Raw genomic sequence first — 20,712 nt, 5'->3', positions numbered from 1 at the left:
AACCAGTGTGTTAGGCGGACTTCTTGAGAAACGCTTCCCGTGCCGCGCGCAGCTTGGCGAAATCGTCCCCGGCGTGATGCGACGAACGCGTCAGCGGGCTCGATGCCACCAGCAGGAAGCCCTTGGTCTTGCCGATCGTCTCGAAGGACTTGAATTCCTCCGGCGTGACGAAACGGATCACCGGATGGTGCTTTTTCGATGGCTGCAGATACTGACCGATGGTCATGAAGTCGACATTGGCCGAACGCAGATCGTCCATCAATTGCAGGATCTCGTTCCGCTCCTCGCCAAGGCCAACCATGATGCCGGATTTGGTGAAGATCGAGGGATCGAGTTCCTTGACCCGCTGCAGCAGCCTGATCGAATGGAAATAGCGGGCGCCCGGCCGGACCGTCAGATAGTTCGACGGAACGGTCTCCAGATTGTGGTTGAACACATCAGGCTTGGCCGCCACCACGATCTCCAGCGCGCCGTCCTTGCGCAGGAAGTCGGGCGTCAGGATTTCGATCGTCGTCGAAGGCGTTGCCGCCCTGATGGCGCGGATGACCTCAGCAAAGTGCTGAGCGCCGCCATCGGCGAGATCGTCGCGGTCGACCGAGGTGATGACGACATGGGTTAGACCCATTTGCTTGACGGCGTGGGCGATGCGCGCCGGTTCATCGGGATCGAGTGCGGTCGGAATGCCGGTAGCGACGTTGCAGAAGGCGCAGGCGCGCGTGCAGATCTCGCCCATGATCATGAAGGTGGCGTGCTTCTTCTCCCAGCACTCACCGATATTGGGGCACCCGGCCTCTTCGCACACCGTCACCAGCCTGTGCGACTTCACGATGTCGCGCGTCTCGGCATAGCCTTTCGACATCGGCGCCTTGACGCGGATCCAGTCGGGCTTGCGCAGCACATCCTGGTCAGGCTTGTGCGCCTTTTCAGGATGCCGCAGGCGCGGCGCATTGGCGATCGTGTCGAGGACGGTGACCATCAGAAATCCAGTTCATTCGCGATCGCTTCCGCGTTCGCTTACAGCAAGTCATCTAGGACTTTTCGCTGCAAAGAAAAAGGCCGCGGCGGCGCATGCCGCCACAGCCGTTTTCGCATGGCAAGAGTTCAGCAACTAACGGCGCACCATGCGCCCTGCCAAGATCAGCAGGCAGGCGCCAACGAAACCGGTGATCAGATAGGCGATCCAGCCGGTGCCGAAGGCGCCGATGTTGAGCGCCTGCAGGATGGCATTCAGCACGATCGCGCCGACGATGCCCAGAACGATGTTCATCAAGATGCCCATGTTGCTTTTCATGAACATCTCGGCAAGCCAGCCCGCCAGCCCGCCGATGATGATGGCTGCGATCCAGCCCACGCCATTCACGTCCATATGCCCTCTCCTTGTGTGACGAATGCATCCGGAAACGAATTACCTTGCGGTTGAGTTCCTTGGCTCTCACGTGCCGAGTCTCACGCACTCAATTTATCATGCGTTCAGCGCGCGGCCATAGGCGTCGAGCACGCTTTCCTTCATCATCTCCGACAGCGTCGGATGCGGGAAGATCGTGTGCATCAGCTCTTCCTCGGTGGTCTCCAGGTTCATCGCCACGACAAAGCCCTGGATCAGCTCGGTCACTTCGGCGCCGACCATATGCGCGCCGAGCAACTGCCCGGTCTTCTTGTCGAAGATGGTCTTGACGAAACCCTGGTCCTCGCCGAGCGCGATGGCTTTGCCGTTGGCGGCGAACTGAAAGCGGCCGACGCGGATGTCCTTGCCTTCGGCCTTGGCTTTCGCTTCGGTCAACCCGACGGAGGCAACCTGCGGGTTGCAATAGGTGCAGCCCGGAATCTTCAGCTTGTCAGTGGCGTGCACGCCGGGGACGTTGGCGATCTTTTCCACGCAGACCACGCCTTCATGCTCGGCCTTGTGGGCGAGCATAGGCGGGCCGGCAACGTCGCCGATGGCATAGATGCCGGGCACATTGGTGTTGCCGTAACCGTCGACGACGACGCAGCCGCGCTCGGTCTTCACGCCGAGCGCCTCGAGGCCGAGATTCTCGATATTGCCCTGCACGCCGACGGCCGAGATCATCCGGTCGGCGGTGATCTTCTCGACCTTGCCGTCCTTCATCTCGACATGCGCGGTTACCGAGTTCGCAGATTTTTCGACCTTGGTGACCTTGGCATCGAGGATGATCTTCATGCCTTGCTTCTCGAACTGCTTTTGCGCGAATTTCGAGACCTCTGCGTCCTCGACCGGCATCACCGCCGGCAACAGCTCGACCACCGTCACCTCCGCGCCCATGGTGCGGTAGAATGAGGCGAATTCGATGCCGATTGCGCCCGAACCCATCACCAGCAGCGATTTCGGCATCTCCTTCGGCACCATCGCTTCGAAATAGGTCCAGATCAGCTTGCCGTCGGGCTCGATGCCGGGCAACGCCCGCGGCCTGGCGCCGGTCGCCAGGATGATGTGCTTGGCAGTGCATGTGCCCTCGCCCTTGACGCCCCTGGGCGCCGGCGGCTGTGGCTCCATCGGCTTCTTCGACGATTTCGACACGACGATCTCGCCCGGTCTGTCGCCGGAAGCCGGTTTGGACAGCCTGGCTTCGCCCCAGATGACATCGACCTTGTTCTTCTTCATCAGGAAGGCGACGCCGCCGTTCAGCCGCAGCGAGACCTTTCGCGAGCGGTCGACCACGGCAGCGGTATCGACGCTGACCTTGCCGTCGATCTTCAAGCCGTAGTCCTTCAAATGATCCGAGTAGTGCATGATCTCGGCCGAACGCAGCAGCGCCTTGGTCGGGATGCAACCCCAGTTGAGGCAAATGCCGCCGAGATGCTCGCGCTCGACGATCGCTGTCTTGAATCCGAGTTGGGCGGAACGCACCGCCGTGACATAGCCGCCGGGGCCGGAGCCGATGATGATGACGTCGTAGTTCTCAGCCACGGATTTCTCCCATGATTCTCTAGAGTTCCAGCATGACGCGCACGATTGGCGCCAATGCCTGCCCGATTTTCCGCGTGTTCTCTGCGTCGAGATGGACGCCGTCGAGTGGCGTGGTCTCGGCTACCGAGCCGGCATCGAAGAAGCCGCAGCCGACCTCATCGGCAAGGACAGAATATTGCGGCGCCAGCCGCTTCGACGCTTCATCGCCGCCGGCGAACATTTCTTTGAATTCGGCGTTTTCCGTGCGGCTGACGGCGGGCGGCGCGACGATCAGGATTTGCGGCGACGGCCAATCGAACGGGTAGTCGTGACCGCGCACGATGTCGATCAGGCGCTGCATGCCTTGCTTGGCGGCGACCGGATTGCCGTGAATCCACGGCTTCATGTCGTTGGCGCCGAGCATAATGATGACCAGGTCGATCGGCGCATGCGTCATCAGGATCGTCGGCAGCACTCTTGCGCCGTTACGGTCGGCGCCGGCCAGATGGTCGTCGAAAGCCGTTGTGCGGCCGTTCAAGCCTTCGGCGATGACCTCGATACCGCCTCCCAACGTCGCCTGCAGCACACTCGGCCAGCGGTCGTTGAGCGGGTGACGATCCAGACTTGCCGCATCATAGCCCCAGGTGAGCGAATCGCCGTAGCAAAGGACTGTTTTCATGCGTTTGCCCCACTCCGGTCGAAATTCGCCTGCGCGCGCCTCACCCGCCAACCCACGAACAGCCAATGCACGACGATCGTTGCGACGCTGGAAAGGCTGAAGGCAAAAAGGCTGGTGAAGAGTTTTTCCGCACCCCCTCCTTCCTTTCTAGACCAGCATGCCCATCGGGTTTTCGATCATGCGTTTGAAGGCGACAAGGAGTTCGGCGCCGAGCGCCCCGTCGACGGCGCGGTGATCGGTCGACAATGTCACCGACATGATTGTCGCTGTTCTGATCTCACCGTTCTTGACCACCGCGCGCTCCTCGCCGGCGCCGACCGCCAGGATCGTCGCATGCGGCGGGTTGATGACGGCGGCAAAGTCCTTGATGCCGAACATGCCGAGATTGGACACCGCCGTGGTGCCGCCCTGGTATTCTTCCGGCTTCAGCTTGCGGCTGCGCGCGCGGCTGGCAAGATCCTTCATCTCGTTGGAGATGACCGACAGCGTCTTTTCGTCGGCGCGCCGGATGATCGGCGTGATCAGCCCGCCGGGGATCGACACGGCGACACCGACGTCGGCATGCTTGTGCTTGACCATGGCGCTCTCGGTCCATGACGCATTGGCATCCGGCACCGCCATCAGCGCCATTGCCATCGCTTTGATGATCATGTCGTTGACCGACAGCTTGTAGGCCGGCGCCTCACCCTTGTCGGTCTTCTTCACCGGGGCGGCCGCATTGAGCTGCGCGCGCAGGGCCAGAAGCGCATCAAGCTCGCAGTCGAGCGTCAGGTAGAAGTGCGGGATGGTGGTCGTGGCCTCGACCAGCCGGCGCGCAATGGTCTTGCGCATGTTGTCATGCGGGACAAGCTCGTAAGAGCCGTCGGCAAACAGTTTCAGCACCTGGTCGTCCGACATTGGCTTGGCTGCGGCCGCCGGAGCCGGAGCGCCGGCAGGTGCGGCTTTCGCGGCGGGTGCCGCCTTGGCGCCGCCGCTGGAAATCGCTGCGTCGACATCGGCCTTGACCACGCGCCCATGCGGGCCGGAGCCGGTCACGGCGGAGACATCGACACCGGCTTCCCGGGCGATGCGACGGGCCAGCGGCGAGGCGAAGGTGCGACCGTCCGACTGGCTGATCTCCCCCCTTGTGGGGGAGATGGCCGGCAGGCCAGAGGGGGGCGCCTCGTTCCTTGCCGCTGGCGGGACAGCGCCCCCCTCTGTCGACTTCGTCGACATCTCCCCCACGGGTGGGGAGATTGGCGCCTTATCCTGTTTTGCCTCGGCCTTTGCCGGCGCAGCGCCGTCGCCGCTTTTCGCGGCAGCCGCCGCATCTTCACCTTCGGCCGCGAGCACGGCGATCAGCGCGTTGACCTTGACGCCTTCGGTGCCGGCTGGAACCACCAGCTTGGCCACCGTGCCCTCATCGACGGCTTCGACTTCCATCGTCGCCTTGTCGGTCTCGATCTCGGCGATCACGTCGCCCGGCGAAACCTTGTCGCCCTCCTTGACCAGCCACTTGGCAAGATTGCCCTCTTCCATCGTGGGCGACAGGGCCGGCATGGTGATGTTGATCGGCATTTTTCCTCCTCAGTTCCGCCCGGTTAGCGAACGGTGCTGGATATTGAACTGCTCCGACATTCTGCCTCGATAGCCTTCTTCCAATGCCTGAAGCGTCTCGATTTCAGGGATGCCATCTTGTTCCAGTCTCATCCTGGCTATGTGCATGCCGACATCCGCGAGCACCATGCCCCAGTTGTGAGCGTTTGGTCCAAAGAGGTCTTGCATCGTGACGACCGCGTCCGAACCAATCCAGACGCGGAGTATTTCATCGAATTCGCTGTTCTCGACGACCACCGCGGGAACTTCTAGTTCGCGCGACATCTTGTTAACCCCGGTACGTCACGGCTTTCACCGCCTCGATGACTTCCGCGACATTGGGCAATGCCAGCTTTTCGAGGTTTGCCGCATAGGGCATCGGCACGTCCTTGCCGGCAATGGTGATGACCGGCGCGTCGAGGAAATCGAAGGCGCGCTGCGACACCTGGCTGGCGATGTGGTCGCCGACCGAGCTCTGCGGGAATCCTTCCTCCACCACCACGAGACGATTGGTCTTCTTGACCGAGGCGATGATGGTGTCGAAATCGAGAGGGCGGATGGTCCTGAGGTCGATGATCTCGGCATCGATGCCCATGCCACGCAATTCGGCCTCTGCCTCCACCGTGTAGCTCATGCCGATGCCGAAAGAGACGATGGTGACATCCTTGCCCGACTTGTGGATGCGCGCCTTGCCGATCGGCAGCACGAAATCGTCGATCTTCGGCACATCGAAGGACTGGCCGTAGAGGATTTCGTTCTCGAGGAAGATGACCGGGTTCGGGTCACGGATCGCGGCCTTCAGCAATCCCTTGGCGTCGGCGGCGGTGTAGGGCATCACCACTTTGAGGCCGGGAATGTGGCTGTACCAGGCGGCATAGCACTGTGAGTGCTGGGCGGCGACGCGGGCGGCCGCGCCGTTTGGCCCGCGGAAGACGATGGGCGCGCCCATCTGGCCGCCGGACATATAGAGCGTCTTGGCGGCAGAGTTGATGATATGATCTATCGCCTGCATGGCGAAGTTGAAGGTCATGAACTCGACGATCGGCCTCAGGCCGGCCATCGCCGCGCCAACACCGACGCCGGCAAAACCGTGCTCGGTGATCGGTGTGTCGACGACGCGACGCGCCCCGAATTCCTGCAGCAGCCCTTGCGTGATCTTGTAAGCGCCCTGGTACTCGGCGACCTCCTCGCCCATCACGAAGACGTCTGCGTCACGGCGCATTTCCTCGGCCATCGCGTCACGCAGCGCTTCGCGCACCGTGGTCGAGACCATCTCCGTGCCGGCCGGGATGTCGGGATCGGCGGCGATTTCGGTTCTCGGCGCCGCGGCGACAGGTGCTGCGCCCTCGCTTTTGGCCGCAGCAGGCGCTGGCGCTGCAGTTTCCGCCTTGGCAGGTTCCTCGCCGATGCCTTCGCCTGCCTTGTCGATGTCTTCACCATCAACGGCGAGCACGGCGATCAGCGTGTTGACCTTGACACCTTCGGTGCCGGCAGGAACCACGATCTTGGCTAGCGTGCCTTCGTCGACGGCCTCGACTTCCATCGTCGCCTTATCGGTTTCGATCTCGGCGATCACATCACCAGCGACAACCTTATCGCCCTCTTTCTTCAACCATTTGGAAACATTGCCCTCTTCCATAGTCGGCGAGAGAGCGGGCATGAGAATTTCGATCGGCATGGCCTTGCCCTCTCGTTACAGTACGATATCGGTCCAGAGCTCGGACGGATCCGGCTCTGCGTCGTTCTGGGCAAATTCGGCGGCGTCGGCGACAATGTCGCGGACCTCCTTGTCGACCGCTTTGAGCTCGTCCTCATCAGCCCACTTCTTGTCGAGCAGGCGCGCCTTGACCTGCTCGATCGGGTCGCGCTCGGAGCGCATCTTCTGCACTTCTTCCTTGGAGCGGTATTTTGCCGGATCGGACATCGAGTGGCCGCGGTAGCGATAGGTCTGCATTTCGAGAATCAGCGGCCCCTTGCCGTCACGGCACCATTCGGTGGCGAGATCGCCGGCTGCCTTGACCGCGCGGACGTCCATGCCATCGACCTGGATGCCCGGGATCTTGAAGGAGGCGCCGCGGTGCGAAAAATCCGTCTCGGCCGACGAACGCGTTACCGAGGTGCCCATGGCATAGCGGTTGTTCTCGATGATGAAGATCACCGGCAGCTTCCACAGCGAGGCCATGTTGAAGCTCTCATAGACCTGGCCCTGATTGGCGGCGCCGTCGCCGAAATAGGTCAGTGTCACATTGTTGTTGCCACGATAGCGATTGGCGAAGGCGAGGCCGGTGCCGAGCGAAACCTGCGCGCCGACAATGCCGTGGCCGCCGTAAAAATGCTTCTCCTTGGAGAACATGTGCATGGAGCCGCCCTTGCCCCTGGACAGGCCGCCGCGGCGCCCGGTCAATTCGGCCATGACGCCGCGCGGCGACAGTTCCATCGCCAGCATGTGACCATGGTCGCGGTAGGCGGTGATCATCTGGTCGCCGTCGATCAGCGCCATCTTCATGCCGGTGACAACTGCTTCCTGGCCGATATAGAGGTGGCAGAAGCCGCCGATGAAGCCCATGCCGTAGAGCTGGCCGGCCTTTTCCTCGAAGCGGCGGATCAGCAGCATGCGCCGGTAGGCGTCAAGCTCCTCATCCTTGGTGAAGTCGACAGGTTTGGGGGCTGAAAGCCCTGCCGATTTGCCGTCGGATTTGGGTTTGGTTTTGGCAGGCGCTTTTCTGGCGGCGGTGGCCATTCATCACTCCCTGTTGGCGTCTCTTGCGGACACTGAGGGAGATCAGTTCTCCCCACCGATTTGGCAAAGGCTAACACGCGGGAAAGCGTTTCGCCATGCTGAAAAATGCATGGCTGACATGCGTCTAAGCGATTAAAATCGTTGAAAATATCGGCGATTAACTTGAATTCGGTTATCTTGCCGTAGCCGGCAACATGATGGTGATTTCGTCGGCGTGGGACACATTGAGCGCCTTGCGCGCCTGCTCGTCGAGCATGTCCTTCTCCAGCGTGCCCTGATGCATGAGCTGAACACGCCGCTGCAGATCGAGCCGGCGCGCCTTGACGGCATCGAGCTTACCTTGCAGGTCGACGGCTTCGGCTTGCAACCGGTATTTGGAATAGATGCCGAATTCGCCGTGGTAGGCATGAAAGCCGAAATAGGCGAGGAACGCCACGCAGAGCGAGGGGATGATCAGCCGACCGGTATTTCTCTGCTTGTGCTGACGTGTCCACATGACCCAAATCCCTTAGAGCGCCGCGCGCGCCTGGACGCGCAAAGGGCACTCTAACCACTCTGCGACCTAGCCCTTTCTCGCCCGATTGTGCTTAATGGACGGTTACGGACGACCGGATCTGGCGGTGTTGAAACAAAAAAGGCGAGAATGCCCCGCCCTTTCGTTTTCGGATTTTCTGGGTTTTAGGATTTTCTGCGGCTCAGCCCTTCACGATCGACTTGCCGGCGTAGAGCGCCTGCTTGCCGAGCTCTTCCTCGATGCGGATGAGCTGATTGTACTTGGCCATGCGATCCGACCGCGACAGCGAACCCGTCTTGATCTGCCCGCAATTGGTGGCGACGGCGAGATCGGCGATGGTCGAATCTTCGGTTTCGCCCGAGCGGTGCGACATGACCGCGGTGTAGCCGGCTTTGTGCGCGGTCTCGACGGCATCGAGCGTTTCGGTCAGTGAGCCGATCTGGTTGACCTTGACCAGGATAGAATTGGCGACGCCCATGCGGATACCGTCGCGCAGCCGGGCCGTATTGGTGACGAACAGATCGTCGCCGACCAGCTGGGTCTTGTTGCCGATGAGGTCGGTCAGCGTTTTCCAGCCGTCCCAGTCGTCTTCGGCCAGCCCATCCTCGATGGTGATAATCGGATAGTCCGCGGCGAGCTTGGCCAGATACTTGGCCTGGGTCTTCGGATCGCGGGTCTTTTTCTCGCCTTCATAGACGTAGTTGCCGTCCTTGAAGAATTCGGTCGCGGCGCAGTCGAGGCCGAGCGCAACCTCTTCGCCCGGCTTGAAGCCGGCCTTCTCGATCGATTCCATGATGAAATCGAGCGCTGCGGGCGCGCTTTTCAAGTTAGGAGCGAAGCCACCCTCGTCGCCGACATTGGTGTTGTGGCCGGCGTCCTTCAGCCGCTTCCTCAGCGTATGGAAAATTTCCGAACCCCAGCGCAAGCCGTCACGCAGTGTCGGCGCACCGATCGGCAGGATCATGAATTCCTGGAAATCGATCGGGTTGTCGGCATGGGCGCCACCGTTGATGATGTTCATCATCGGCACCGGAAGCACATGCGCCTTGGTGCCGCCGACATAGCGGTAGAGCGGCAGGCCAGCCGCTTCCGCCGCAGCCTTGGCCACCGCCAGCGACACGCCAAGGATCGCATTGGCGCCGAGGCGGCTCTTGTTGGGTGTGCCGTCGAGCTCGATCATGGTCTGGTCGATGTGGATCTGGTTCTCGGCTTCCATCCCGCCGATCGCCTCGAACAGCTCGCCATTGACGGCCTCTACCGCCCGCAGGACGCCCTTGCCGAGGTAGCGGGCGCCGCCGTCGCGCAGCTCGACCGCCTCATGCGCGCCGGTCGAGGCGCCGGAAGGCACCGCAGCGCGGCCCATCGAGCCGTCTTCGAGCACGACGTCGACCTCGACGGTCGGGTTTCCGCGGCTGTCCAGGATTTCGCGCCCGACAATGTCGATGATGGCAGTCATTGCGATGTCCCCGATTGATCTGACGAAGCGTCGCGCACGTCTTAGCCAAAGTGCCGCAAAACGCAATCGGGGCGTCCGCAAATAGTGCCGCCACTTCCGCCACATCGAATCACGAAGCACAAATTGCTGTCATCATAAGTCATGTCAGTCATAGGCCTTGGCGGCATGCGGCTTTCTGGTTTATGCTCACAGCTGCGCGGGGCGAAACAGGAGGAGTTTCGCCATGTCTCAGTTGAGCGGTATTGTGAGTTTGTTCCTGATCGCGGCGGCGTTTTTGACGTCGTGTGACACTCAGCAGCCTCAACAGGGCGCGGTAGAGTTGTCCACCCTTGCAGCGGAGTAGATATCCCAGAGAAAAGGCCCCCGGTTCAACCGGGGGCCTTTTGATTCCGGCAGAGCAAGATCAATGCCAATAAGGCTCGACCCTGTAGTAACTGTATGAAGCATCACGCGCGGCCTCGCCGTCGGCGCCCGTCAATTCGTTGATCGAATAGGCGGGAGCTGCCTTCAGTTGCTCCTTGGTGAACGGCACGACATAGCCGCCCTTGTTCTCGTCATAGTCGAGGCTCGCCCACGGAATGGCGTGGTATTTCTCGCCGATGCCGAGAAATCCGCCAAAGCCGATCACGGCAAACATGATTCCATTCGACAATTTGTCGAGCATGACATCCTCGATGTCGCCGATGTGCGTGCCTTCCGTGTTGTAGACGGAAGTGCCGATCACCCGCGAGGCAGCGATGGCTTCAGTGTGTCCTGTCTGGGTTGTCATGATGTGCTCCTCTTGTCGTTCACTTCAGCTTCGACAATGAGGAGAGGGCTGCGAAGGTTCCAGACTTTTATGGACGCGGTCATACGTACAGGGCTGATCACTCAGCGAGGATGAAGGTGACCTTCATGTTGACGCGGTAGGCGGAGATCGTGCCGTTCTCGACGACGACCTTCTGGTCCTGGATCCAGGCGCCTTCGACGTTCTTCAATGTCTTTGCGGCGCGGGCAATCCCCTGTTCGATGGCGTCCTGAAAACTCTTATTCGACGATGATGTGATTTCGGTGACGCGGGCGACGGACATGGCTTCCTCCTCCAAGGCACTCGGTTGCCTGGGCAGCGTACAACTGGCGCCTGTTGATCACAAGTTTCGGGTCGGACTTAGGGCTGGGCCGCTGAACTTGCTCAGCCCTTGGCGACGCGATCGAATGCCATCAGCCTTTCAAGCAGCGCCCGAAGGTCCTTCAGCGGCACCATGTTGGGACCGTCGGAGGGGGCGTTGTCGGGATCCTGATGCGTCTCGATGAAGACGCCGGCGACACCGACCGCAACCGCGGCGCGCGCCAGCGTCTCGACGAAGCGCCGATCGCCGCCTGACGAGCCGCCCTGCCCGCCCGGCTGCTGCACCGAATGCGTGGCGTCGAAAATCACCGGCGCGCCGATCTCGGCCATGATCGGCAGGGCGCGCATATCGGACACCAGCGTGTTGTAGCCGAAGGACGCGCCGCGCTCGGTGACCAGCACATTGGCGTTGCCGGAACCGGTGACCTTGGCGACGACGTTCTTCATGTCCCACGGCGCGAGGAACTGGCCCTTCTTCACATTGACGACCTTGCCGGTTCTTGCCGCCGCGATCAGCAGATCGGTCTGGCGGCTGAGGAAAGCCGGAATCTGCAGGATATCGACATGCGGCGCCACGAGCGCGCACTGTTCCTCGGTGTGGATATCGGTCAGGATCGGCAGCGAAAACGCCTTGCGCAAATCGTCGAAGACGGGCAGCGCCGCATCGAGCCCGGCGCCGCGCGTGCCGCCAAGCGAGGTGCGGTTGGCCTTGTCGTAACTGGTCTTGTAGACGAGGCCCAGCCCGAGCTTCTCGGTCAGTTCCTTCAGCGCGCCAGCCATGTCGAAGGCGTGCTGGCGCGATTCAAGCTGGCACGGGCCGGCAATCAGCGACAGCGGCGCGCTGTTGCCAAAGACGACATTGCCGACGGTTACGGACGAATTGGGCTTGCTCATGCTTTCTCCTGGAAAACGAAGGCCGCACCCTGCCCGGATGCCGGCCGCACGACAATATCATCGCCGCGTATGTCATGTTCGACGGAACTTGCTGCAAGCAGCCTGGCGACCGTGTCGGCGGAACCAACTGAAAAGACGATCGCCACGAAGCGGAGGTCCGATGGCGCGCCGGCAGGTATGCCGAAGCGCGTTTCGAAGGCGGCGGGGTCAAGCAGGGTCAAGGTCGCGTTCGGCAGGTCAAGCGCGGTGCTGCTCCCCTGCCCGGTCGCCGGACTGCGCGTCGCGATCGAAATCAATCGGTGCTGTTCGGCTGGCTCGGTGCTGACCGCCACGACTTCGATGATGCCGGTTGCGCCATTGGCGTGGACCTGCAGCGCGCTCCGGTCCACTTTCGGCGCATTGATCCGCTCGCAGGCAAACAGGAATGCATCCGTCGCCCCGGTGCCGGAGGCGAAGGCCAGTTTGAACGATGCCGTGTCGCTGTTTCCCGCCGAGTCGGTGAAGGCGCGCGAAAAGCTCAGCATGTCTCCAGCCGACAGGCCGGCTTCGACATAGCGTGCGTGATCGGCATCGGCATTCTGGGTGCCCAGGGCAAGGGCGGAAAATCCCTCATTGCCGCAGCTGTCGCGATAGGCACGATCGCGCGCGACGAAGACGTTGCCGTCAGCGACCGCTTTCGCCGCCGCTTGCGCATTGCCCACTGCCAGCAGCTCGAGATAGGTGCCGTCCTCAAGGAAGACGCAGCAGTTTTCCGTGCCGAAAGGATGGATGCCGGTCGGCGCCACAACAAAGCCAAGCGAAACCAGCCGCGCCCGCGCCACGTCGAGGCTCGCGGTCGGCAGCACAAGATGGTCAAGCGGACAAGCGCCGGGCGGATAAGCGCCGGGCGAATGAGGGCGTGCTGGCATCGTCTCGGTCATGCCGGCGCGGTGTGCATCATTCCGGAAGTTGGTTCAAGGGCCCTCGCCTGACGCGCAGGGATTTCATGGCGGCAGCGGACGCGCGATGGCTGTTCTTGGCCACGCTGCCTTGGCGACGCGCGAAAGCGGCAGGGCGCTGATCCGACCGAACCAATGGCCGCAGACGGGTGCGCTCCTGCTTCGGTCAGTTTCCCTTCAAGTCGCAGCCACAATGTCCGCCGAATAGCGCAATTCGCGCAGCGGTTTGACCTGGCTGGTTGTCTCGGCATAGAGCGGATGCGCCTTGTAGGCGGCCAGAGCGGCGTCATCCTCGAACTCGGCATAGACGACCACGTCGATCTCGTCCGAAAGCGGGTCGACCTTGCTGTTGAGCGTCACCTCGAACTGACGGGAATGGGGGATGTTGCCCAGCGCCAGCAAGCCCGTGCGTACGGCCTCGACATCCTCTTTGTGCCGTGCGCTGAAGAAAACGATATGCCGGATCAACCCCAGCCTCCTCGATCGATGTGCAGGCATGTTTTGTGTGGGCGACACGATCGCGTCAATCGGCAACGATGTCGCGGCACCAACGCGTTGGGGCGAAGGCGAGGAAACCTACATCATGCTGGTGATGTAGCGCACGATGCGGTTAATCTCCCTGACCGTGGTGTCGAGATAGCTGCCCTGATTGTAGAGCCCGTCCCAGATCAGGAAGAACGTGACGGCGCAGATGACGATGACATAACGCATGGCTAAAACTACTGCATCCGGGTGGCTGCAACCATAGTGATTCCGGCGTTGATCAGCGCCCTCCCCCAAAATCTTTCCATGATCCGTGCTCGCTTGCCTTGGCTCTTGAAGTTCCCCTTGATGACGTGAAAGATTGCTGCGGGGATTCATCGGGAAGCGGCGTTCGCGCCCTGCCGATGAACTGCGAGAGAGTTGGAAACCGGCGATTTTGCGCCGGCGCCGCAGAAGTCCCGGGGGCGTGACATGGCTCACAAGGAAGACACCGGCGTTGCGTCGGGCGACGCGGTCAGATTGGACGAATTCAATTTCGCCGAGACCGTCAAAGGCCTGCCGGCCAAGGCGCGCATGGTGCTGTCGGCGGCGATGAACCTGCAGCGTGGCTCGCTCAAGGTGAGGATGCCGGACGGCCGCGCCGTCCTCGTCGGCGGCAAGGGCCCGGGTCCGGACGCCGAACTGGTGCTCAAGAACTGGCGCTTGCCCGGCCGCGCCTTCACCGGCGGCACCATCGGCATCGCCGAATCCTACATCGACGGCGATTGGGACAGCCCCGATGTGACCAGTTTCCTCGAACTGTTCGTAGTCAATTCAGAAATCGGAGAGCGCATCGCCGGCGGCGCCAGTTGGTTGATCAACGCCGTCCAGCGTGTCCGCCACTGGTTCAACCAAAACACCCGCACCGGCTCGAAGCGCAACATTTCGGCGCATTACGATCTCGGCAACGCCTTTTACAAGGAATGGCTGGATCCGAGCATGACCTATTCGTCGGCGCTCTATGCGGCTGGCGCCAACGATCTGGAAAGCGCGCAAGCCGCCAAATATCGCGCGCTGGCCAAGGACACGGGCATCGGCGCGAACGACCACGTGCTTGAAATCGGTTGCGGCTGGGGCGGTTTTGCCGAATTCGCCGCGCGCGAGATCGGCTGCCGCGTCACCGGGCTGACGATCAGCCGCGAGCAGCATGACTTCGCCAGAGCACGCGTCCAGAAGGCTGGATTTGCCGACAAGATCGACATCAAGCTGCAGGACTACCGCGACGAAACCGGTTCCTACGACCGCATCGCCTCGATCGAGATGTTCGAGGCGGTCGGCGAAAAGTACTGGCCCGTGTTTTTCGGCAAGATGAAGGATTGCCTGCGGCCTGGCGGCACCGCCGGCCTGCAGATCATCACCATCAACGAGAAAGCCTACGATACCTATCGCGCCCGGCCGGATTTCATCCAGCGTTACGTCTTCCCGGGCGGCATGCTGCCGACGCCGTCGATCCTGAAAACGCTCGGCAAAGACCATGGCCTTGCTCATCTGCGCGAGCGCATTTTCCCGGACGACTATGCCCGCACGCTCGCCGAATGGCGCCACCGTTTTTGTGGGTCATGGGAAAAGATCGTCCCGCTCGGTTTCGACGACCGCTTCAAGAAGCTCTGGGAGTTTTACCTGCATTATTGCGAAGCCGGCTTCCGCGCCAGCTACATCGATGTCCGCCAGGTGGTTTACAGGGCTTAGGGTGGCGACGACTAATTTCCGCATGGGATCAATTGGTTCTCCGTCGAACATCAAGTCGATGATGCGGTTCGAGGCGGCTGCTGTTCAACGACGTGCCAGCCTTCAACAGCGTGTCAAGTCCTGACCGAAGCAGAGCTTCGCGCCTGAATCCGGTCGAGTCCATAAGGGAACAGATGAGGTGCGGATGCATGTGCGCGGGCGGAGACGTCAGTTCCTGTCGTCGTCGCCTTGGGTGATCAGCCGCGCGCTGCGCTGCCCTGTCAGGTAGATCCATAGCCAGCTCAGCGAAACCGCAAGCCGGTTACGGAAGCCGATCAGGAAATAGATGTGCGCCAGGCCCCAAAGCCACCAGGCCAGCCGGCCGGTGAGCTTGATCCAGCCGAAATCGATCGCGGCGGCGCGCTTGCCGATCGTCGCCAGATCGCCGTCATGCCTGTAGCGGAAAGGCCGCGGGGCTGCGTCGCCGGCAAGCCGGGCCTTGATCGTCGCGGCGACATGCCGGCCCTGCTGCTTGGCGGCGGGTGCTACGCCGGGCACCATGCGGCCATCCGGCCGCAGGACGTGTGCAGCGTCACCGACGACGAAAATCTCCGGGTTGCCCGGCACGGTCAGATCAGGCTCGACCAGCACCCTGCCCGCGCGGTCCGCTGCCGCCCCCAGCCATTCGGCGGCCGGCGAAGCGGCGACGCCTGCTGCCCACAGGATAGTCCTGGCCGGCAGATGCGTTTCACCGAAGACGACACCCTCCGCGTCGCAACGTGTCACGGGCCGACCGAGTTCGACCGTCACGCCAAGCCGCTCGAGCGCCTTGCTGGCATAGTCGGAGAGTTCCGGCGCGAAATTGGGAAGGATACGGTCGCCGGCCTCGATCAGCACCACGCGCGTCTGCCGCGTATCGATGTTGCGGAACTCGCCGCGCAGCATCTCGTGCGCCAGTTCGACAATGGTGCCGGCCAGTTCCACGCCGGTCGGTCCGCCACCGACGATCGCCAGTGTCAGCAGCGCCTGGCGCCTGGCGGGATCACTTTCCCGCTCGGCCTGCTCGAAGGCGAGCAGAATGCGCCGTCGAATGGTGGTGGCGTCCTCCAGCGTCTTTAGCCCCGGTGCGAAAGGCTCCCATTCGTCATGGCCGAAATAGGCGTGGCGGGCGCCGGTGGCCAGCAGCAGCGTGTCGTAGGCGATCGCGTCGCCATCATCGAGCAGCACATTTTTGCCGGCGCGGTCGACGCCGCTGACAGTGGCGAGCAGTGTCGTCACATCCTTGCGCTTGCGCAGAAGATGGCGGATCGGCCAGGCGACTTCCGAGGTCGCCAGCGCCGTAGTCGCCACCTGATAGAGCAGCGGCTGGAAAAGATGATGGTTGCGCTTGTCGATCATGGTGATGCGCACCGGCGCACCGTCAAGCGCGCGGGTGAATTCGAGACCCCCAAAGCCCGCCCCGACGACGACGACATGATGTCTGGTTTCGTTCATCTCATTCACTCCGGGAGCAGGCTGGCCGGGAGCAGGTTGGCCGGGAGAGCAGGTGGGCCGTGAGGGCAGTTGGCCGTGAGGGCAGACTGGGGAGCAATTTCGCCAAGGCTGATGTAGCTACTTTTGTGCACCGCAACAACATCCGACTTTGCCTACTGCCGGCCCTAACATGTCGCTGTTGTACATGCCCCATCCTGCCGCCGAGTATAATTTCATCGAAAGCAGACGAAAGGAGAGGAACTTGGCTAGCGATCATGACGACGGTCCGGGGCGATATTCCTCGCCGCCTTGCTTCATGCACGAGTTCGACCCGGAATTCCGGCCGCCCCTATCCGATTGGAACGACGTGAAACGATGGCGCAAGGCCGAGCGCGAGCGGCTGATTGCGGCCCGCCTCGCTGTCCCGGCTGACGTGCGGACGGCAATGTCGCAGCGCATCGGCGAAAGCCTCGACGCGATGATCGGCGACATTGCCGGCCGCATGGTCAGCCTCTACTGGCCGTTCCGCGGCGAGCCGGATTTGCGGGCCTGGATGGCTTCCGTCAATGACCGCGGCGGCCGTACCGCGCTGCCTGTTGTCGTCGAAAAAGCCCGCCCGCTTATCTTTCGCGCCTACGTTCCGGGCGATCGGCTGGAAAAAGGTGTCTGGAATATCCCGATCCCGGCTGAAGGCGATCCGGTGCTGCCCGACATCGTCATCTCGCCGATCGTCGGCATCGATCCGGGACAGTATCGGCTGGGCTATGGCGGCGGCTTCTTCGACCGCACGCTGGCGGCGATGCCGTTCAAGCCGCTGGTCATCGGTGTCGGCTACGAACTGCAGCGCATCGCCACCATCTACCCGCAGCCGCATGATATCCCGATGGACCGGGTGGTAACGGAGGCTTTCAAAGCCTAGGCAAGTTCCGGCTTCATCCCGACCGCCGTCCGGTCGACGATCTCGCGCAAGGCGAACGACGAGTTGATCTTCGTCACATGCGGCATTGCCGACAGCCATTCCTTGTGGATGCGCTCATAGTCGACGAGGTCCTTTGCCGCGATGCGCAGGATATAATCGTATTCACCCGACATCAGGTGGCAGGACAACACATTCGGGCAGCGCTTTATCGCCGCCTCGAAATCCGACAGTGTCTTTTCGAATTGCCCCGACAGCGATATATGCACGATCGCCGTCATCTGGTGGCCAAGAGCGGCATTGGAAAGCCGGGCGTGGTAGCCGCGGATGGTTCCGGATTTCTCCAGATTGTCGAGCCGCCGCGAGCAGGCCGACTGCGACAGGCCGACCTTCTCGGCAAGCGCCGCGTTGGGTATCCGCCCATCCCGTTGCAACGTTTCGAGGATGGCGATATCAATCCTGTCGAGCGGCATTTTTCGGGATTCCTGCGACAATCCAGCTGTTTTACGCAACGATTATCGAACCGCACCGTCTTGCGCAAGCGTATTCGCAAACACCTACGCGACGATTCGTGGTTCACTGTCTCTCAACAGCGAACATGCCCCAAAAGGCTGGATCAGGAGGAGGAGAAGATGCGCGTCGGCTGCCCCCGGGAAATCAAGAACCACGAATACCGCGTCGGCCTGACGCCGGGATCGGTCCGCGAATATGTCGCGCATGGCCACGAAGTGCTGGTCGAGACCGGCGCCGGCGCCGGCATCGGCGCTGACGACAACGCCTATCGCGCCGCCGGCGCCACCATCGCCAAGACGGCCGCCGACGTGTTTGCCAAGTCCGACATGATCGTCAAGGTCAAGGAGCCGCAGCCCAACGAATGGGTCCAGCTCCGTGACGGCCAGATCCTCTACACCTATCTCCATCTCGCTCCGGATCCGGAGCAGACCAAGGGCCTGCTGGCCTCGGGCGTGACGGCCATCGCCTACGAGACGGTCACCGACGACCGCGGCGGCCTGCCGCTGCTGGCGCCGATGTCGGAAGTCGCGGGCCGCTTGTCGATCCAGGCGGGCGCCACCGCGCTGCAGAAGGCCAATGGCGGCCGCGGCGTTCTGCTCGGCGGCGTGCCCGGCGTGCTGCCTGGCAAGGTCACTGTGCTCGGCGGCGGCGTCGTCGGCCTGCATGCCGCACGGATGGCGGCCGGCCTTGGCGCCGACGTCACCATCATCGACCGCTCGATCCCGCGCCTGCGCCAGCTCGATGATATCTTCGGCGGCCGCGTCCACACCCGCTACTCGACGGTCGAGGCGCTGGAAGAGGAATGTTTTTCGGCCGACATCGTCGTCGGCGCCGTGCTGATCCCGGGTGCCGCCGCGCCAAAACTCGTTTCGCGCGAAATGCTGTCGGGAATGAAGAAGGGCTCGGTGCTGGTCGATGTCGCCATCGACCAGGGCGGCTGCTTCGAGACCTCGCACGCCACAACTCATGCCGACCCGACCTATGAGGTCGACGGCGTCGTTCACTATTGCGTCGCCAACATGCCGGGCGCGGTGCCGGTCACCTCGGCCCAGGCGTTGAACAACGCGACGCTGCATTACGGCCTGCAGCTCGCCGACAAAGGCCTGAAGGCGCTGGTCGACGATCATCATTTGCGCAACGGCCTCAATGTCCACAAGGGCAAGATCACCAACCGCGCGGTGGCCGAATCGCTCGGCTATGAACTGGTCGAGCCGAAGGCCGTTCTCGCCGCCTGAACCCGCCGCTCGATCCTCTCCCGAAAGAGCCGCCGACGCCCCCGGCGGCTCTTTTTTCCACAAGAAAATTTCACGAATTGCGCTAGGCCGGCCGGCTTTACCCGTTTTGCTTGCAATGTGTCATTGTTGTGGCTTTTTTGTTACATCCGCCGGCGTGGGCAGGTGCTAGACGGCTGACGGGTTTTTCAAAAGGCAGGGGCAATGACCAGCAAACGATTCGCAAAATCTCTTCTTCTTGGCGCGGTTTCCGTACTGGCGCTCGGATCGGCTTCTCAGGCCGCCGACGCGCTTGTGCCGGTGGTCGAAACGTCGGCCTTCAACTGGAGTGGCATCTATGTCGGCTTCGGCGTTGGCGCCGGCGCCAATGTCCACGAGCTCAGCAGCGATTTCCTTCCGGGCTTCTCGTTGAACGGCATTGGTGGTGAAGGCGTATACGGTGAACTGACCGTTGGGTACGACTATATGGTGTCGCCGCGCTTCCTGATCGGCGGACTCCTGGACGCCCATATCGGCAACATTGAAACCACGCTCGATGTAGCTGGACTAGAGGCTTCGGTCCGCGAGACCTACGGTTTCGATGCTGGTCTGCGAGCCGGTTACCTGTTCACGCCGAACACGTTGGGCTATGTGCTCGGCGGCTATTCCTGGCAGAAATACAAACTCGACACCAACGCTGGTTTTGACCTGGATTGGGACCAGAGCGGTTACTTCGTCGGAGCCGGCGTTGAAACGGCCATCAACAGCAACTGGACCATCAAGACAGAATATCGCTATACCCGCTTCGGTACCAATGATGATCTGCTTTCCGAGTTCGGTTTGCCGGATGGCGCCCTCAATATCGACACGTCGCGGCATACGTTCCAGGTCGGGGCCAACTATCGCTTTGGCGCCCAGAATGGCGGCGTCGCCTCTTTTGAAGCGCCTGCCTACAACTGGACCGGCTTCTACGTCGGCGGCGCCGCCGGCGCGGGTGCGTCGGTGCATCAGATCGAGGTTCCGCCGCTTGGCGGGCTCGAGTTCAACGGGCTCGGCGGCGAAGGTGTGTTCGGCGAATTGAACGTCGGCTATGACCATGATTTCGGCAGCTGGGTCGCAGGTGTCATAGTGGATGCCCGCTACTCCGGCATGACTTCCGAGTTGGAACTTCCAGGCGGATCGATCAATCTGGATACCGATTACGGCTTCGATGTGCTTGCCCGCGTCGGTATGAAAGTCAACGAATCAACCCTCGCCTACGTGCTCGGTGGTTACAGTTGGCAGCACTTCGATCTGAACGCGTCTTCGCCGATCGGCGATATCCTCGATTGGGACTCCAGCGGCTTCTCGGTGGGTGGTGGTCTGGAAACGGCCATGTCCAGCAACGTGACCGTCGGCCTCGAGTACCGCTATTCGCAGTTCTCCGAGGAGGATTTCTCGTCGGAACTTGGGCTGCCGGACGACACTCTCACCTCGACGCCTTCGTTCCATACCGTCCGCATTGGTGCGAAGTACAAGTTCAACTAATTTTCGAGCCGTCCAGACAACAGTCAAAGCCCGTCGGTCATTCCGGCGGGCTTTTTCTTTGGGTAAAGAAATA

The 20,712-nt window shown here is 61.9% G+C and carries 22 protein-coding genes; 4 read left to right on the top strand and 18 right to left on the bottom strand.

Translation table 11 applies throughout. The features are described 5' to 3' along the window. Nucleotides 1-10 precede the first annotated feature (10 nt). The 16 genes from lipA to AC0L2C_RS25180 form a co-directional block, all read right to left on the bottom strand. Nucleotides 11-976 carry a lipoyl synthase gene (gene lipA / locus AC0L2C_RS25255; protein ID WP_027153994.1) on the bottom strand — a complete coding sequence of 322 codons (966 nt, stop codon included), beginning with the start codon at nucleotides 974-976 and terminating at the stop codon, nucleotides 11-13. A gap of 132 nt (nucleotides 977-1,108) precedes the next feature. Then, on the bottom strand, nucleotides 1,109-1,366 hold the full coding sequence (locus tag AC0L2C_RS25250; RefSeq protein ID WP_023799232.1) for a GlsB/YeaQ/YmgE family stress response membrane protein: 258 nt from the start codon (nucleotides 1,364-1,366) through the stop codon (nucleotides 1,109-1,111). Between the two features lie 96 nt (nucleotides 1,367-1,462). Further along, on the bottom strand, nucleotides 1,463-2,926 hold the full coding sequence (gene lpdA / locus AC0L2C_RS25245; RefSeq protein ID WP_473524682.1) for a dihydrolipoyl dehydrogenase: 1,464 nt from the start codon (nucleotides 2,924-2,926) through the stop codon (nucleotides 1,463-1,465). 19 nt (nucleotides 2,927-2,945) lie between these two features. Next, a complete protein-coding gene (locus AC0L2C_RS25240; RefSeq protein WP_473524681.1) occupies nucleotides 2,946-3,584 on the bottom strand; it encodes an SGNH/GDSL hydrolase family protein in 639 nt (212 codons plus the stop codon). 147 nt (nucleotides 3,585-3,731) lie between these two features. Beyond that, nucleotides 3,732-5,141: a pyruvate dehydrogenase complex dihydrolipoamide acetyltransferase gene (locus AC0L2C_RS25235; RefSeq protein ID WP_023799235.1), complete on the bottom strand. Its 1,410-nt coding sequence runs from the start codon at nucleotides 5,139-5,141 to the stop codon at nucleotides 3,732-3,734. 9 nt (nucleotides 5,142-5,150) lie between these two features. Then, nucleotides 5,151-5,444, bottom strand: coding sequence for a DUF5076 domain-containing protein (locus AC0L2C_RS25230; RefSeq protein ID WP_036262673.1), 294 nt, complete (start codon nucleotides 5,442-5,444; stop codon nucleotides 5,151-5,153). Nucleotides 5,445-5,448: 4 nt separating this feature from the next. Then, complete coding sequence (locus AC0L2C_RS25225; protein WP_473524680.1) at nucleotides 5,449-6,837, bottom strand: pyruvate dehydrogenase complex E1 component subunit beta; 1,389 nt, start codon at nucleotides 6,835-6,837, stop codon at nucleotides 5,449-5,451. A gap of 15 nt (nucleotides 6,838-6,852) precedes the next feature. Further along, nucleotides 6,853-7,899: a pyruvate dehydrogenase (acetyl-transferring) E1 component subunit alpha gene (gene pdhA / locus AC0L2C_RS25220; protein ID WP_023799237.1), complete on the bottom strand. Its 1,047-nt coding sequence runs from the start codon at nucleotides 7,897-7,899 to the stop codon at nucleotides 6,853-6,855. A gap of 172 nt (nucleotides 7,900-8,071) precedes the next feature. Beyond that, entirely contained in the window at nucleotides 8,072-8,395 is a 324-nt protein-coding gene (locus tag AC0L2C_RS25215; RefSeq protein WP_023799238.1) for an FtsB family cell division protein, read from the bottom strand. 199 nt (nucleotides 8,396-8,594) lie between these two features. After that, complete coding sequence (gene eno / locus AC0L2C_RS25210; protein ID WP_023799239.1) at nucleotides 8,595-9,869, bottom strand: phosphopyruvate hydratase; 1,275 nt, start codon at nucleotides 9,867-9,869, stop codon at nucleotides 8,595-8,597. A gap of 403 nt (nucleotides 9,870-10,272) precedes the next feature. Beyond that, nucleotides 10,273-10,638, bottom strand: a complete 366-nt coding sequence (locus tag AC0L2C_RS25205; RefSeq protein WP_023799241.1) for a PRC-barrel domain-containing protein — start codon at nucleotides 10,636-10,638, stop codon at nucleotides 10,273-10,275. A 97-nt stretch (nucleotides 10,639-10,735) separates the two neighbouring features. Further along, a complete protein-coding gene (locus AC0L2C_RS25200; protein ID WP_023799242.1) occupies nucleotides 10,736-10,939 on the bottom strand; it encodes a dodecin family protein in 204 nt (67 codons plus the stop codon). A 101-nt stretch (nucleotides 10,940-11,040) separates the two neighbouring features. Then, complete coding sequence (gene kdsA, locus AC0L2C_RS25195) at nucleotides 11,041-11,871, bottom strand: 3-deoxy-8-phosphooctulonate synthase (protein WP_023799243.1); 831 nt, start codon at nucleotides 11,869-11,871, stop codon at nucleotides 11,041-11,043. Next, nucleotides 11,868-12,779 carry a VOC family protein gene (locus tag AC0L2C_RS25190; protein WP_473524679.1) on the bottom strand — a complete coding sequence of 304 codons (912 nt, stop codon included), beginning with the start codon at nucleotides 12,777-12,779 and terminating at the stop codon, nucleotides 11,868-11,870. The genes kdsA and AC0L2C_RS25190 overlap by 4 nt, the downstream gene beginning before the upstream one ends. A gap of 207 nt (nucleotides 12,780-12,986) precedes the next feature. Beyond that, nucleotides 12,987-13,277, bottom strand: coding sequence for a Dabb family protein (locus AC0L2C_RS25185; protein WP_023799245.1), 291 nt, complete (start codon nucleotides 13,275-13,277; stop codon nucleotides 12,987-12,989). 108 nt (nucleotides 13,278-13,385) lie between these two features. Then, nucleotides 13,386-13,520, bottom strand: a complete 135-nt coding sequence (locus AC0L2C_RS25180) for a hypothetical protein (protein WP_023799246.1) — start codon at nucleotides 13,518-13,520, stop codon at nucleotides 13,386-13,388. A 243-nt stretch (nucleotides 13,521-13,763) separates the two neighbouring features. On the opposite strand from AC0L2C_RS25180, the gene AC0L2C_RS25175 reads away from it, so the two are divergent. Then, complete coding sequence (locus AC0L2C_RS25175) at nucleotides 13,764-15,020, top strand: SAM-dependent methyltransferase (RefSeq protein ID WP_023799247.1); 1,257 nt, start codon at nucleotides 13,764-13,766, stop codon at nucleotides 15,018-15,020. Nucleotides 15,021-15,227: 207 nt separating this feature from the next. On the opposite strand, the gene AC0L2C_RS25170 is transcribed toward AC0L2C_RS25175, so the two are convergent. After that, the gene (locus AC0L2C_RS25170; protein ID WP_023799248.1) at nucleotides 15,228-16,493 is read right to left on the bottom strand and encodes an NAD(P)/FAD-dependent oxidoreductase; all 1,266 of its coding nucleotides are present in this window, start codon (nucleotides 16,491-16,493) and stop codon (nucleotides 15,228-15,230) included. Between the two features lie 241 nt (nucleotides 16,494-16,734). Between AC0L2C_RS25170 and AC0L2C_RS25165 the strand changes: the two genes are divergently transcribed. Continuing rightward, a complete protein-coding gene (locus AC0L2C_RS25165; protein ID WP_128174463.1) occupies nucleotides 16,735-17,391 on the top strand; it encodes a 5-formyltetrahydrofolate cyclo-ligase in 657 nt (218 codons plus the stop codon). On the opposite strand, the gene AC0L2C_RS25160 is transcribed toward AC0L2C_RS25165, so the two are convergent. Further along, nucleotides 17,388-17,861, bottom strand: a complete 474-nt coding sequence (locus tag AC0L2C_RS25160) for an Lrp/AsnC family transcriptional regulator (RefSeq protein ID WP_023799250.1) — start codon at nucleotides 17,859-17,861, stop codon at nucleotides 17,388-17,390. The genes AC0L2C_RS25165 and AC0L2C_RS25160 overlap by 4 nt on opposite strands. Nucleotides 17,862-18,020: 159 nt before the next feature. On the opposite strand from AC0L2C_RS25160, the gene ald reads away from it, so the two are divergent. Both ald and AC0L2C_RS25150 read left to right on the top strand, forming a co-directional pair. Then, nucleotides 18,021-19,136, top strand: coding sequence for an alanine dehydrogenase (ald, locus tag AC0L2C_RS25155; RefSeq protein WP_091591151.1), 1,116 nt, complete (start codon nucleotides 18,021-18,023; stop codon nucleotides 19,134-19,136). Nucleotides 19,137-19,337: 201 nt separating this feature from the next. Beyond that, nucleotides 19,338-20,639 (top strand): outer membrane protein, encoded by a 1,302-nt coding sequence (locus AC0L2C_RS25150; RefSeq protein WP_473524678.1) that lies wholly within the window; start codon nucleotides 19,338-19,340, stop codon nucleotides 20,637-20,639. Nucleotides 20,640-20,712: the final 73 nt, after the last annotated feature.

It is taken from the genome of Mesorhizobium sp. WSM4845, assembly GCF_055811455.1.
The sequence above is the reverse complement of the archived record's forward strand: the minus strand, read 5'-3'. Positions and strand labels throughout refer to the sequence as shown.